The organism is Serratia symbiotica (assembly GCF_000821185.2).
Taxonomy (GTDB): domain Bacteria; phylum Pseudomonadota; class Gammaproteobacteria; order Enterobacterales; family Enterobacteriaceae; genus Serratia; species Serratia symbiotica.
In genome coordinates, this window is sequence record NZ_CP050855.1 from 3,297,510 (window position 1) to 3,314,348 (window position 16,839).

Annotated in this window: 1 protein-coding gene; it reads right to left on the reverse strand. The window is 63.4% G+C overall.

All coding sequences use genetic code 11. The annotated features are described in order from the left end of the window. Positions 1-59 precede the first annotated feature (59 nt). Positions 60-16,256 carry a non-ribosomal peptide synthetase gene (locus SYMBAF_RS16260; RefSeq protein WP_185899908.1) on the reverse strand — a complete coding sequence of 5,399 codons (16,197 nt, stop codon included), beginning with the start codon at positions 16,254-16,256 and terminating at the stop codon, positions 60-62. Between the last annotated feature and the right edge of the window lie 583 nt (positions 16,257-16,839).

Consider the following 16,839-nt stretch of genomic DNA (forward strand, 5'->3'; position numbering starts at 1 on the left):
AAAATTAATAACAACGGATAATACAGGGGTTAAACGATCCGCCAGTCAGTTATTACCCATCATTCCCGACACGCCTTTAACGACGCCGAAATATGGGCACCCAGCGCCTGCCGGTTACCGGCATCGGTTAATAAAGTCACATGGTTTCCGTTAACCCGCGTCACCGTTATCCTTTCAGGCTCAAGCACCGTATCCCAGAGAAGGGCGGACGCATCCTCACGGGTATATCCCCGCTGCGTTATCCTTTTGAACCATGACGTATTTTCATCCATATACTCTTCTTTCGCCTTGAACAAATACACATCAATATCCGTCGGGGTCACGTCCACGTCCGCCACTAGCCGGGCGTGATGCTGAATACTGGCTGCGTTAATCAAATCCATATTCAGCCCGATTCTGTCCGCCTCCTCTCTTATCTCCGCAGCAGAAGGGGACTGCGCCTCACCGGCGAATGCCTCAGAAGCTGAATGTCTCATCTCCGGCAGTAACGTATCTATCAGGCCAACAAAGGCGATCTTCTCTCCATTCTCCCGCAGATGTCTGGCTATAGACCAGGCTAAAAGCCCGCCCGATGAATACCCCGCAAGATGGTAAGGCCCGTGTGGCTGAACCCTGCGGAGCATAGCCACGGCATACCCGACCACCTTCGCCAGAGTGAACCCTTTTTCCGCCAGGCCCGCCGGCCATGGCAGGGCGTAAATGGGGGACTCATTATCAATAAAACGGGCCAGTTCGTAGACATACGAATAATCACCAAAACCTGAAGGCAGGAAGAACAAAGGTGCCTGGTGACCTTCAGTTCTGACTGCAATTGCCTTATCAGACGGGTATGCCGGTGCGCCATAAATGCACTTCGCCATATCCGTTAATACCGGCGCAGCAAACACCGCCTGCAGGCTCAGGGCATACCCCGCGCGGCGCAGCCGGCTCACCAGCCTCACCGCCAGCAGTGAATGCCCGCCCAACATAAAGAAGCTGTCGTAACGCCCCACCTGGCCGAGACCCAGCAGTGCGCACCACTGTGCCGCCAGGGCCGTCTCCACGTCACCCTGCGGCGCTTCATACTCCCCGCGCACCCGGGCGTCCTCCGTCGGTGCCGGCAGCGCCCGTTTGTCCAGCTTGTCATTTGGCGTCAGCGGCAGGGCGTCCAGCCGCACATAGCTGCGCGGCACCATGTAATCAGGCAGCGCTCCCGCCAACCAGGCATGCAGCGCCGCAGCATCACAGGCCGTCTCCTCCGTTTCCGGCACCCACCAGGCGGCCAGGTGACGTAACGCCCCCTCACCCTGGGCCAGCACCACCGCCTCGCGAACCTGTGGGTGTGCCGCCAGCCGTGCCGCCACCTCGCCCGGCTCCACACGGAACCCGCGGATCTTCACCTGCTCGTCATTACGCCCCAGGTATTCCACCGTCCCGTCCGGCAGCCAGCGCGCCAGGTCGCCACTGCGGTACATCCGCGCCCCCGGCTCGGCACTGAACGGATCCGCCAGAAAGCGTTCGGCGGTCAGCGCCGGCCGGTTCAGGTAACCCCGTGCCACCTGCACACCGCCGATATACAGCTCGCCCACAGCCCCCACCGGCACCGGCTCCCCCTGCGGATCCAGCAGATAAATCCGCGTGTTGGCTAACGGTTTGCCGATGGTTCTTTCACTGTGCAGCGGGTTGGCCGGCTCATAGCGTAATGCCGTCACACACACTGCGGTCTCGGTCGGGCCGTAGTCATTAAAGACCACCGCCGTTTCCGCCGCACCCTGCAGCAGGGCTGCCGACGGGGACTCACCGGCGAAGACAACGTATTGCAGTGTGCTGAAGTCATCCGGATAGCGCTGGCCGAACAGGGTCGGCGGGAAGGTCGCGTGTGTCACCCCGTATTGCCTGATAAAGCCGGCAAGGCGCTGCCTGTCCTGACGGATATCATCCGGCACGATGATCAGGTTGCCACCATGGCCGAGTGTCATCACGATCTCGGAAATACTCGTATCAAAACAGGCTGAAGCGAACTGCAGGACGCGGCTGTCTGTCGTCACGCTGAACTGCTCCCCCTGTGCCTGGCAGAGATTGACCACCTGCCGGTGCTCCACCATCACCCCCTTCGGCTGACCGGTAGATCCCGAAGTGTAAATCACATACGCCAGGTGATTTGCTGACAGCCCGGCGCTTGCTGGCGTCAGATCCCCGGCGGGTAATTCCCCCGTCAATAACGGCACATCCTCCAGCAGGATCACCGGCACCGACGGGGTGTCCAGCACCTGCAGCCCGTGCGCGTCAGCCAGCAGCAGCGCCGGGGCCGCATCCCCGAGAATATAGTTCAGGCGCTCACGTGGGTAACCCGGATCGAGCGGCACATAAGCGCCCCCGGCCTTCAGGATCCCCAGCAGGGCAACCATTATCGCCGCACTACGTTCGGCACACACCGCCACCCGTTCATCCGGCCCCACCCCCTGCGCCCGCAGGTAGTGCGCCAGGCGGTTAGCGCGGTCATTCAGGGCCGCATAGCTGAGCACGCCATCATCTGCCGTCACGGCCATTGCATGCGGCGTGCGCTGCACCTGCTGCTCAAACAGTGTGTGCAGGCATTCGCCCTGCGGGTAGTCCACCCCGGTGGCGTTCCAGTCATACAGCACGCGCTTACGCTCGGCCGCCGGCAGAATGGGCAGCTCACACACCGCTTTTTGCGGTGTGGTTTCCAGTGCCGTCACCAGCGACAGCAGCGCCTGCGCCATATAGCCGCCCACCCGGGATGGCTCCAGCGGGGCCACAGCCTGTACCGTGACCCCCAGGGTCTCGCCGTCGTCGTCAACCGACAGGGTGATGGGATAATTGGTTCGCTCCTGGCCCCCTAACTGATCGGCGTCCTGTATTTCAAAGAGCGTCTCGTTGCTCTGGTTATGGCGGTAGTTCAGCAGGGCATTGAACAGCGGAGCCTCGCCCGCCACGCCGCTGCACTGCTGGGCCAGCGACAACGTGGCCTGCTCATGGGCCAGCAGCGCCCCCAGCCGGGCATGCACCGCACGGACGGCCTCTTGCGCTCCCGTGCCGTTGATATCGACCCGTACCGGCAGGGTGTTGATCAGCAGTCCCACCATGTCTTCGCTTTCCGCCCCGCTGCGACCCAGCAGCACCGTGCCAAACACCACCTGCTCGCAGTGGCTGCTGCGTGACAGCACCAGCGCCCAGCCCAGGTGACACAGGCTGGCCAGGCTCACCCCGAGGCGGGCCGCCTGGGCGCGCAGCCGGCGGTTCAGCGCCGCCGGCAACCTCTGCCGTGACTCGGTGGTGTCGGCCCCGTCCAGCCGGACATCATTCAGCCCGAAGGCCAGTACCGGCTCGGTCACATCGCCCAGCATCTCACGGAAGAAGCGCTGTGAACGCGCCCGCAAACCTTTCTGTCGCCCTGCGGCAATCAGCTTACGGAACGGCGGCGGTGGCGGCAGCGCTGCCCGCGCTGATGCCGTTAACCCCCCTTCACGGTGCAATATATCTAGCGAAACATGGTCAGCTATCAGGTGATGCAGCTTCATAACCCCGACACACTCACCCTGATCGCCGTCGGCAACCACCAGGTGCAGCAACGGGGCCTGCTCCAGCCTCAATGGCGTGCCTTGTGCATACTGCAGCAGTTGTACCGCCACTGCTTCACCCTCAGCATCAGGCCGGAACTGTTCAACGTCCAGTCTGGCCGCACGCAGCACCACCTGAACCGGCTCTTGCAGCCCTTCATGGAATATCGCCGTGCGCAGGCTGTCATGCCGGTCGATACTGAACTGCAGGGTGTCGATATAACGCGTCAGCGCCGCCTGAGTGTCAAAATGCAGCGACCCGGTCAGTACATAAGGATCATCCTCTGCAGAAAGCAGACGGTGAAACAGCATCCCCTCCTGCAACGCCGACAGGGCGTAGATGTCCTGGATATTCGCTATCCCCCCCGGCACCCGGGCGACAATACTGTCGATCTCGGCCTGCGTCAGGGTGGCCAGCGGTAACATCTCCGGGGTAAGGGCGGTTACCTGCGGGGTAATGACGTTCGGCGGGACTGGCACCTCCTGGTACCCCGCGCCACAGGCCGCCGCCATCTCCGCCAGCAGCGGGGCGGCAAATATCGTCTGCAGACTCAGGGCATACCCCGCGCGGCGCAGTCGGCTCACCAGCCTCATCGCCAGCAGTGAATGCCCGCCCAGCATAAAGAAGCTGTCGTGGCGTCCCACCTGGTCGAGACCCAGCAGCGCGCACCACTGTGCTGCCAGGGCCGTCTCCACGTCACCCTGCGGCGCTTCATACTCCCCGCGCACCCGGGCGTCCTCCGTCGGTGCCGGCAGCGCCCGTTTGTCCAGCTTGCCGTTTGGCGTCAGCGGCAGGGCGTCCAACCGCACATAGCTGCGCGGCACCATATAATCAGGCAGCGCTCCCGCCAGCCAGGCATGCAGCGCCGCAGCATCACAGGCCGTCTCCTCCGTTTCCGGCACCCACCAGGCGGCCAGGTGACGTAACGCCCCCTCACCCCGGGCCAGCACCACCGCTTCGCGGATCTGCGGGTGTGCCGCCAGCCGTGCCGCCACCTCGCCTGGCTCCACACGGAACCCGCGGATCTTCACCTGCTCGTCATTACGCCCCAGGTATTCTACCGTCCCGTCCGGCAGCCAGCGCGCCAGGTCGCCGCTGCGGTACATCCGCGCCCCCGGCTCGGCACTGAACGGATCCGCCAGAAAGCGTTCGGCGGTCAACGCCGGCCGGTTCAGGTAACCCCGTGCCACCTGCACACCGCCGATATACAGCTCGCCGACAGCCCCCACCGGCACCGGCTCCCCCTGCGGATCCAGCAGATAAATCTGTGTGTTGGCTAACGGTTTGCCGATGGCTCTTTCACTGTGCAGCGGGTTGGCCGGCTCATAGCGCAATAACGTCGCACACACCGTGGTCTCGGTCGGGCCGTAGGCATTAAAGACCACCGCCGTTTCCGCCGCGCTCTGCAGCAGGGCTGCCGACGGGGACTCACCGCCGAAAGCAACATACTGCAGCGTGCTGAAGTCATCCGGATAGCGCTGGCCGAACAGGGCTGGCGGGAAAAGCGCGTGCGTGGCCCCATGCTGGTTGATAAAGCCGGCAAGGCGCTGCCTGTCCTGACGGATATCATCCGGTACTACAACCAGGCAGGCTCCGGTGCAGAGCGCAATGCTGATTTCAAAGACACTGGCATCAAAACAGATGGAAGCGAATTGCAGGACACGGCTGTCTGCCATCACGCTGAACACCTCACTTTGCGTCCGGCACAGGTTGGTCACCTGCCGGTGCTCCACCATCACCCCCTTCGGCTGGCCGGTAGATCCCGAGGTGTAAATCACATACGCCAGGTGACTTGCCGACAGCCCGGCGCTCGCTGGCGTCAGATCCCCGGCGGGTAATTCCCCCGTCAGTAACGGCACATCCTCCAGCAGGATCACCGGCACCGACGGGGTGTCCAGCACCTGCAGCCCGTGCGCGTCAGCCAGCAGCAGCGCCGGGGCCGCATCCCCGAGAATATAGTTCAGGCGCTCACGCGGGTAGCCCGGATCGAGCGGTACATAAGCGCCCCCGGCCTTCAGGATCCCCAGCAGGGCGACCACCATCGCGCTGCTGCGTTCGGCACACACCGCCACCCGTTCATCCGGCCCCACCCCCTTCGCCCGCAGGTAATGTGCCAGGCGGTTGGCGCGGTCATTCAGGGCCGCATAGCTGAGCGTCTCCCCTTCCGCTGTCACGGCCATTGCATGCGGCGTGCGCTGCACCTGCTGCTCAAACAGCCTGTGCAGGCATTCGCCCTGCGGGTAGTCCACCCCGGTGGCATTCCAGTCATACAGCACGCGCTTACGCTCGGCCGCCGGCAGAATGGGCAGCTCACACACCGCTTTTTGCGGTGTGGTTTCCAGTGCCGTCACCAGCGACAGCAGCGCCTGCGCCATATAGTCGCCCACCCGGGCCGGCTCCAGCGGGGACACGGCCTGTACCGTGACCCCCAGGGTCTCGCCGTCGTCTTCAACTGACAAGGTGATGGGATAATTGGTTCGCTCCCGCCCTCCCAGCAGCTGGACACCCTGTATTTCAGCAGTATCCGCATGGCTCTGGTTATGACGGTAGTTCAGCAGGGCATTGAACAGCGGGGCTTCACCCGCCACGCCACTGCACTGCTGGGCCAGCGACAACGTGGCCTGCTCATGGGCCAGCAGCGTCCCCAGCCGGGCATGTACTGCACGGACGGCCTCTTCCGTCCCCGTGCCGTTGATATCGACCCGTACCGGCAGGGTGTTGATCAGCAGCCCCACCATGTCTTCGCTTTCCGCCCCGCTGCGACCCAGCAGTACCGTGCCAAACACCACCTGTTCGCAGTGGCTGCTGCGTGACAGCACCAGCGCCCAGCCCAGGTGACACAGGCTGGCTAGGCTCACCCCGAGGCGGGCCGCCTGGGCGCGCAACCGGCGGTTCAGCGCCGCCGGCAACCTCTGCCGTGACTCGGTGGTGTCGGCCCCGTCCAGCCGGACATCATTCAGCCCGAAGGCCAGTACCGGCTCGGTCACATCGCCCAGCATCTCACGGAAGAAGCGCTGTGAACGCGCCCGCAAACCTTCCTGTCGCCCTGTGGCAACCAGATTACGGAACGGCGGCGGCGGCGGCAGCGCTGCCCGCGCTGATGCCGTTAACACCCCTTCACGGTGCAATATATCTAGCGAAACATGGTCAGCTACCAGATGGTGCAACTGCAGCACTCCGACAAGCTCACCATTCTCTTCCCACGAGGTCGTCAGGTGCAATTGCGGGGCTTTTTCAAGTTCAAAGTTTACCCGCTGACGGCGTGCATGCCGCAGCAACTGTGCCACCACCGGCTCGTCCCCGGCATCGGGCTGGAACTGTTCAACGTCCAGTCTGGCCGTACGCAGCACCACCTGGACCGGCTCTTGCAGCCCTTCATGGAATATCGCCGTGCGCAGGCTGTCATGCCGGTCGATACTGAACTGCAGGGTGTCGATATAACGCGTTAGCGCCGCCTGAGTGTCAAAATGCAGCGATACGGTCAGTACATAAGGATCATCCTCTGCAGAAAGCAGACGGTGAAACAGCATCCCCTCCTGCAGCACCGACAGGGCGTAGATGTCCTGGATATTCGCTATCCCCCCCGGTACCCGGGCGACAATACTGTCAATCTCGGCCTGCGTCAGGGTGGCCAACGGCAACATCTCCGGGGTAAGGGCGGTCACCTGCGGGGTAATGACGTTCGGCGGGACTGGCACCTCCCGGTGCCCTGTGCCACAGGCCGCCGCCATCTCCGCCAGCAGCGGGGCGGCAAACACCGCCTGCAGACTCAGGGCATACCCCGCGCGGCGCAGTCGGCTCACCAGCCTCATCGCCAGCAGTGAATGCCCGCCCAGCATAAAGAAGCTGTCGTGGCGTCCCACCTGGTCGAGACCCAGCAGCGCGCACCACTGCGCCGCCAGGGCCGTCTCCATGTCACCCTGCGGCGCTTCATACTCCCCGCGCACCCGGGCGTCCTCCGTCGGTGCCGGCAGCGCCCGTTTGTCCAGCTTGCCGTTTGGCGTCAGCGGCAGGGCGTCCAGCCGCACATAGCTGCGCGGCACCATATAATCAGGCAGCGCTCCCGCCAGCCAGGCATGCAGCGCTGCGGCATCACAGGCCGTCTCCTCCGTTTTCGGCACCCACCAGGCGGCCAGGTGACGTAACGCCCCCTCACCCCGGGCCAGCACCACCGCCTCGCGAACCTGTGGGTGTGCCGCCAACCGTGCCGCCACCTCGCCCGGCTCCACACGGAACCCGCGGATCTTCACCTGCTCGTCATTACGCCCCAGGTATTCTACCGTCCCGTCCGGCAGCCAGCGCGCCAGGTCGCCACTGCGGTACATCCGCGCCCCCGGCTCGGCACTGAACGGATCCGCCAGAAAGCGTTCGGCGGTCAGCGCTGGCCGGTTCAGGTAACCCCGTGCCACCTGCACACCGCCGATATACAGCTCGCCGACAGCCCCCACCGGCACCGGCTCCCCCTGCGGATCCAGCAGATAAATCCGCGTGTTGGCTATCGGTGTACCGATGGCTCTTTCACTGTGCAGCGGGTTGGCCGGCTCATAGCGTAATGCCGTCGCACACACCGCGGTCTCGGTCGGGCCGTAGGCATTAAAGACCACCGCCGTTTCCGCCGCACCCTGCAGCAGGGCTGCCGACGGGGACTCACCGGCGAAGACAACGTATTGCAGTGTGCTGAAGTCATCCGGATAGCGCTGGCCGAACAGGGCCGGTGGGAAGGTCGCATGCGTCACCCCGTACTGCCTGATAAAGCCGGCAAGGCGCTGCCTGTCCTGACGGATATCATCCGGCACGATGATCAGGGTGCCACCATGGCCCAGCGCCATCACGATCTCGAAAATACTCGCATCAAAACAGGCCGAAGCGAACTGCAGGACACGGCTGTCTGTCGTCAGGCTGAACAGCGCCCCCTGTGCCTGGCAGAGATTGACCACCTGCCGGTGCTCCACCATCACCCCTTTCGGCTGACCGCTAGATCCCGAGGTGTAAATCACATACGCCAGGTGATTTGCCGACAGCCCGGCGCTTGCTGGCGTCAGATCCCCGGCGGGTAATTCCCCCGTCAGTAGCGGTACATCCTCCAGCGGGATCACCGACACTGACGGGGTGCCCAGCACCTGCAGCCCGCGCGCGTCAGCCAGCAGCAGCGTCGGCACCGCATCCCCGAGAATATAGTTCAGGCGCTCACGCGGGTAGCCCGGATCGAGCGGCACATAAGCGCCCCCGGCCTTCAGGATCCCCAGCAGGGCGACCACCATCGCGCTGCTGCGTTCGGCACACACCGCCACCCGTTCATCCGGCCCCACCCCCTGCGCCCGCAGGTAGTGCGCCAGGCGGTTGGCGCGGTCATTCAGGGCCGCATAGCTGAGCACGCCATCATCTGCCGTCACGGCCATTGCATGCGGCGTGCGCTGCACCTGCTGCTCAAACAGCCTATGCAGGCATTCGCCCTGCGGGTAGTCCACCCCGGTGGCATTCCAGTCATACAGCACGCGCTTACGCTCGGCCGTCGGCAGAATGGGCAGCTCACACACCGCTTTTTGCGGTGTGGTTTCCAGTGCCGTCACCAGCGACAGCAGCGCCTGCGCCATATAGCCGCCCACCCGGGCTGGCTCCAGCGGGGCCACGGCCTGTACCGTGACCCCCAGGGTCTCGCCGTCGTCTTCAACCGACAGCGTCACCGGGTAGTTGCTCCGCTCCTGCTCATCCAGCCACTGGACGCCCTCTATTTCAGTGGTGGTCTCGTTGCTCTGGTTATGGCGGTAGTTCAGCAGGGCATTGAACAGCGGGGCTTCACCCACCACGCCACTGCACTGCTGGGCCAGCGGCAATGTGGCCTGCTCATGGGCCAGCAGCGCCCCCAGCCGGGCATGTACCGCACGGACGGCCTCTTGCGCTCCCGTGCCGTTGATATCGATCCGGATCGGCAGGGTGTTGATCAGCAGCCCCACCATGTCTTCGCTTTCCGCCCCGCTGCGACCCAGCAGTACCGTGCCAAACACCCCCTGTTCGCAGTGGCTGCTGCGTGACAGCACCAGCGCCCAGCCCAGGTGACACAGGCTGGCCAGGCTCACCCCGAGGCGGGCCGCCTGGGCGCGCAGCCGGCGGTTCAGCGCCGCCGGCAACCTCTGCCGCGACTCGGTGGTGTCGGCCCCATCCAGCCGGACATCATTCAGCCCGAAGGCCAGTACCGGCTCGGTCACATCGCCCAGCATCTCACGGAAGAAGCGCTGTGAACGCGCCCGCAAACCTTTCTGTCGCCCTGCGGCAATCAGCTTACGGAACGGCGGCGGTGGCGGCAGCGCTGCCCGCGCTGATGCCGTTAACACCCCTTCACGGTGCAATATATCTAGCGAAACATGGTCAGCTATCAGGTGATGCAGCTTCATAACCCCGACACACTCACCCTGATCGCCGTCGGCAACCACCAGGTGCAGCAACGGGGCCTGCTCCAGCCTCAATGGCGTGCCTTGTGCATACTGCAGCAGCTGTACCGCTACCGCTTCACCCTCAGCATCAGGCCGGAACTGTTCAACGTCCAGTCTGGCCGTACGCAGCACCACCTGAACCGGCTCTTGCAGCCCTTCATGGAATATCGCCGTGCGCAGGCTGTCATGCCGGTCGATACTGAACTGCAGGGTGCTGATATAACGCGTCAGCGCTGCCTGAGTGTCAAAACGCAACAACAGCCGCAGCACGTAAGGGTCATGGTCTTCATCGAGCAGGCGGTGAAACAGCATCCCCTCCTGCAACGCCGACAGGGCGTAGATGTCCTGGATATTCGCTATCCCCCCCGGCACCCGGGCGACAATACTGTCGATCTCGGCCTGCGTCAGGGTGGCCAGCGGTAACATCTCCGGGGTAAGGGCGGTCACCTGCGGGGTAATGACGTTCGGCGGGACTGGCACCTCCCGGTGCCCTGTGTCACAGGCCGCTGCCATCTCTGCCAGCAGCGGGGCGGCAAATACCGCTTGCAGACTCAGGGCATAACCCTGCCTCTGTAAATGACTGATCAGGCGCACCGCCAGCAGTGAATGCCCGCCCAGCATAAAGAAGCTGTCGTGGCGTCCCACCTGGTCGAGACCCAGCAGCGCGCACCACTGTGCCGCCAGGATCGTCTCCACGTCACCTTGCGGCGCTTCATACTCCCCGCGCACCCGGGCGTCCTCCGTCGGTGCCGGCAGCGCCCGTCTATCCAGCTTGCCGTTTGGCGTCAGCGGCAGGGCGTCCAGCCGCACATAGCTGCGCGGCACCATGTAATCAGGCAGCGCTCCCGCCAACCAGGCACGCAGTGACGCGGCATCACAGGCCGTCTCCTCCGTTTCCGGCACCCACCAGGCGGCCAGGTGACGGGCCTCCCCCTCGCCCCGGGCCAGCACCACCGCTTCGCGGATCTGCGGGTGTGCCGCCAGCCGTGCCGCCACCTCGCCTGGCTCCACACGGAACCCGCGGATCTTCACCTGCTCGTCATTACGCCCCAGGTATTCCACCGTCCCGTCCGGCAGCCAGCGCGCCAGGTCGCCGCTGCGGTACATCCGCGCCTCCGGCTCGGCACTGAACGGATCCGCCAGAAAGCGTTCGGCGGTCAGCGCTGGCCGGTTCAGGTAACCCCGTGCCACCTGCACACCGCCGATATACAGCTCGCCGACAGCCCCCACCGGCACCGGCTCCCCCTGCGGATCCAGCAGATAAATCCGCGTGTTGGCTATCGGTGTACCGATGGCTCTTTCACTGTGCAGCGGGTTGGCCGGCTCATAGCGTAATGCCGTCGCACACACCGCAGTCTCGGTCGGGCCGTAGGCATTAAAGACCACCGCCGTTTCCGCCGCGCCCTGCAGCAGGGCTGCCGACGGGGACTCACCGGCGAAGACAACGTATTGCAGTGTGCTGAAGTCATCCGGATAGCGCTGGCCGAACAGGGCCGGTGGGAAGGTCGCATGCGTCACCCCGTACTGCCTGATAAAGCCGGCAAGACGCTGCCTGTCCTGACGGATATCATCCGGCACGATGATCAGGGTGCCACCATGGCCCAGCGTTATCACGATCTCGAAAATACTCGCATCAAAACAGGCCGAAGCGAACTGCAGGACACGGCTGTCTGTCGTCACGCTGAACAGCGTCCCCTGTGCCTGGCAGAGATTGACCACCTGCCGGTGCTCCACCATCACCCCCTTCGGCTGACCGCTAGATCCCGAGGTGTAAATCACATACGCCAGGTGACGTTCAGACAGGCTCAGGGCTGCCGGTGCCAGGTTATCTTCCGGCAGCCCGCCGGTCAGTGCGGCGAGGTCGTCCAGCGGGATCACCGGCACCGACGGGGTGTCCAGCACCTGCAGCCCGCGCGCGTCAGCCAGCAGCAGCGTCGGGGCCGCATCCCCGAGAATATAGTTCAGGCGCTCACGCGGGTAGCCCGGATCGAGCGGCACATAAGCGCCCCCGGCCTTCAGGATCCCCAGCAGGGCGACCACCATCGCGCTGCTGCGTTCGGCACACACCGCCACCCGTTCATCCGGCCCCACCCCCTGCGCCCGCAGGTAGTGCGCCAGGCGGTTGGCGCGGTCATTCAGGGCCGCATAGCTGAGCACGCCATCATCTGCCGTCACGGCCATTGCATGCGGCGTGCGTTGCACCTGCTGCTCAAACAGTGTGTGCAGGCATTCGCCCTGCGGGTAGTCCACCCCGGTGGCGTTCCAGTCATACAGCACGCGCTTACGCTCGGCCGCCGGCAGAATGGGCAGCTCACACACCGCTTTTTGCGGTGTGGTTTCCAGTGCCGTCACCAGCGACAGCAGCGCCTGCGCCATATAGCCGCCCACCCGGGCCGGCTCCAGCGGGGCCACGGCCTGTACCGTGACCCCCAGGGTCTCGCCGTCGTCTTCAACCGACAGCGTCACCGGGTAATTGGTTCGCTCCTGCTCATCCAGCCACTGGACGCCCTTTATTTCAGTGGTGGTCTCGTTGCTCTGGTTATGGCGGTAGTTCAGCAGGGCATTGAACAGCGGGGCTTCACCCGCCACGCCACTGCACTGCTGGGCCAGCGGCAATGTGGCCTGCTCATGGGCCAGCAGCGCCCCCAGCCGGGCATGCACCGCACGGACGGCCTCTTGCGTTCCCGTGCCGTTGATATCGACCCGGATCGGCAGGGTGTTGATCAGCAGCCCCATCAGATGTTCGCTCTCTGCCCCGCTGCGACCCAGCAGTACCGTGCCAAACACCCCCTGTTCGCAGTGGCTGCTGCGTGACAGCACCAGCGCCCAGCCCAGGTGACACAGGCTGGCCAGGCTCACCCCGAGGCGGGCCGCCTGGGCGCGCAGCCGGCGGTTCAGCGCCGCCGGCAACCTCTGCCGCGACTCGGTGGTGTCGGCCCCGTCCAGCCGGACATCATTCAGCCCGAAGGCCAGTACCGGCTCGGTCACATCGCCCAGCATCTCACGGAAGAAGCGCTGTGAACGCGCCCGCAAACCTTTCTGTCGCCCTGCGGCAATCAGATTACGGAACGGCGGCGGTGGCGGCAGCGCTGCCCGCGCTGATGCCGTTAATCCCCCTTCACGGTGCAATATATCTAGCGAAACATGGTCAGCTATCAGGTGATGCAGCTTCAGAACCCCGACACACTCACCCTGATCGCCGTCGGCAACCACCAGGTGCAGCAACGGGGCCTGCTCCAGCCTCAATGGCGTGCCTTGTGCATACTGCAGCAGCTGTACCGCTACCGCTTCACCCTCAGCATCAGGCCGGAACTGTTCAACGTCCAGTCTGGCCGTACGCAGCACCACCTGAACCGGCTCCTGCAGCCCTTCATGGAATATCGCCGTGCGCAGGCTGTCATGCCGGTCGATACTGAACTGCAGGGTGCCGATATAACGCGTCAGTGCCGCCTGAGTGTCAAAATGCAACAACAGCCGCAGCACGTAAGGGTCATGGTCTTCATCGAGCAGGCGGTGAAACAGCATCCCCTCCTGCAACGCCGACAGGGCGTAGATGTCCTGGATATTCGCTATCCCCCCCGGCACCCGGGCGACAATACTGTCGATCTCGGCCTGCGTCAGGGTGGCCAGCGGTAACATCTCCGGGGTAAGGGCGGTTACCTGCGGGGTAATGACGTTCGGCGGGACTGGCACCTCCCGGTGCCCTGCGCCACAGGCCGCTGCCATCTCTGCCAGCAGCGGGGCGGCAAATACCGCTTGCAGACTCAGGGCATAACCCTGCCTCTGTAAATGACTGATCAGGCGCACCGCCAGCAGTGAATGCCCGCCCAGCATAAAGAAGTTGTCGTGGCGTCCCACCTGGTCGAGACCCAGCAGCGCGCACCACTGTGCTGCCAGGATCGTCTCCACGTCACCCTGCGGCGCTTCATACTCCCCGCGCACCCGGGCGTCCTCCGTCGGCACCGGTAACGCTCGTTTGTCCAGCTTGCCGTTTGGCGTCAGCGGCAGGGCGTCCAGCCGCACATAGCTGCGCGGCACCATATAATCAGGCAACGCTCCCGCCAACCAGGCATGCAGTGACGCGGCATCACAGGCCGTCTCCTCCGTTTCCGGCACCCACCAGGCGGCCAGGTGACGGGCCTCCCCCTCGCCCCGGGCCAGCACCACCGCTTCGCGGATCTGCGGGTGTGCCGCCAGCCGTGCCGCCACCTCGCCTGGCTCCACACGGAACCCGCGGATCTTCACCTGCTCGTCATTACGCCCCAGGTATTCTACCGTCCCGTCCGGCAGCCAGCGCGCCAGGTCGCCGCTGCGGTACATCCGCGCCCCCGGCTCGGCACTGAACGGATCCGCCAGAAAGCGTTCGGCGGTCAACGCCGGCCGGTTCAGGTAACCCCGTGCCACCTGCACACCGCCGATATACAGCTCGCCGACAGCCCCCACCGGCACCGGCTCCCCCTGCGGATCCAGCAGATAAATCCGCGTGTTGGCTATCGGTTTGCCGATCGGAACCAGCGCCCGTGGGCTGTCCCACTCGCACATCCAGGCCGTTACATCGACCGCCGCCTCTGTAGGCCCGTAGAGGTTATGTAACTCCACATCCGGCAGCAGCCGGTGGAAAAGCTGCACCGTCGGGAGCGGTAGCGCTTCCCCGCTGCAGATCACCCGTTTAATGTGCATCGCCGCTGTGCGCACGCTGTCTGACGCCAGGAACTCCGACAGCATGGAGGGGACGAAGTGCAGCGTGGTAATGCCCGCGTCGGCGATCACCTGACTCAGATAAGCCGGATCCCGGTGCCCCAGCGGCCGCGCCATCACCAGCATCGCCCCCGTCATCAGCGGCCAGAAGAACTCCCACACCGACACATCAAAACTGAACGGGGTTTTCTGCAAGACCGCATCATCGGCCGTTAACCCGTAACGTTCCTGCATCCAGCGCAGGCGGTTCACAATCCCGGAGTGCTCGTTCATTACCCCCTTCGGCTGACCGCTAGATCCCGAGGTGTAAATCACATACGCCAGGTGACGTTCAGACAAACTCAGGGTTGCCGGTGCCAGGTTATCTTCCGGCAGCCCGTCGGTCAGTGCGGCGAGGTCGTCCAGCGGGATCACCGGCACCGACGGGGTGTCCAGCACCTGTAGCCCGTGCGCGTCAGCCAGCAGCAGCGCCGGGGCCGCATCCCCGAGAATATAGTTCAGGCGCTCACGCGGGTAGCCCGGATCGAGCGGCACATAAGCGCCCCCGGCCTTCAGGATCCCCAGCAGGGCGACCACCATCGCGCTGCTGCGTTCGGCACACACCGCCACCCGTTCATCCGGCCCCACCCCCTGCGCCCGCAGGTAATGCGCCAGGCGGTTGGCGCGGTTATTCAGGGCCGCATAGCTGAGCGTCTCCCCTTCCGCTGTCACGGCCATTGCATGCGGTGTACGCTGCACCTGCTGCTCAAACAGTGTGTGCAGGCATTCGCCCTGCGGGTAGTCCACCCCGGTGGCATTCCAGTCATACAGCACGCACTTACGCTCGGCCGCCGGCAGAATGGGCAGCTCACACACCGCTTTTTGCGGTGTGGTTTCCAGTGCCGTCACCAGCGACAGCAGCGCCTGCGCCATATAGTCGCCCACCCGGGCCGGCTCCAGCGGGGACACGGCCTGTACCGTGACCCCCAGGGTCTCGCCGTCGTCGTCAACCGACAGGGTTACCGGGTAATGGGTTCGCGCCTGTTCATCCAGCCACTGGGCGTCCTCTATTTCAACGGTGGTCTCGTTGCTCTGGCTATGGCGGTAGTTCAGCAGGGCATTGAACAGCGGGGCTTCTCCTCCCACGCCACTGCACCGGAGCGCCAGCGACAGGGGCGTCTGCTGATGGGTCTGTAATGCCTCCAGCCGCGCAAATACCTGGCGAGCAGCCTCTTCTGTCCCCGTCTCACGGATATCCACACGAATAGGTAATATGCCCCTGTGCGCCCGCAGTCCTGTGCCAAACACCACCTGCTCACAGTGGCTGCTGCGTGACAGCACCAGCGCCCAGCCCAGGTGACAGAGGCTTTCCAGACTGACCCCGAGGCGCGCTGCCTGACGACGTAACCGGGTATTCAGCTCCTGCCTGAGCATAAACCCCGATGCCGTCATGATTAACTCTCCTGGTGGGGTGCTACTCTGGCCAAATGCCAGTACAGCCTCGGTCACACTACTCAGCATTTCACGGAAGAACTGTTCTGAATTACTTTCCGTATAACCCTTAGTTCCTTCGTTCTTGTCAATCATGAGACGGCTCCATTGTTCGTAATATCAAAAGTGGTGTGACTGCGACGGGTTTACTGAGGGAGTAAAGTGTCACGTATATAAAGCAAGCTAACTGATACCCTCACCATCAGGTGAGAGCAGGAACGGGTGAATAACTGAAGTCACGGTTAAAATAGGCCCGGGAACGCTATGTTGGTGTTGCGAACACGCCAGTTTTGCGCTGCGAAAATGAGAAGCGTTCTCTGGCCTGTTGATTTTTAAAACGCTGTGACGGGTAATGGGGGATGCACCGTGAGCAGTTGAAAATATATTTTTACACTGAAGATAAGAGACTCGAGAATGTATTTTTCGGCGAAGAGAGTGGAGCTATTAAGAAAAGAAAAAACCATAAAGCCACACTGCTTAACATGCAACATACATATGACCTTACAACTTCAGGAAAAACTCCATTGACATACGTCAACCTGCACAAACATCACTTACTGATAATAGACAGTGTTTCAAAACATTCAATTCTAACCTAGAAGAAAATACTCACCACCGCATCAACACCCAAAAGTAATGAAATAAAAATCAAACAATTACAAAGAAGTATGCATATAAC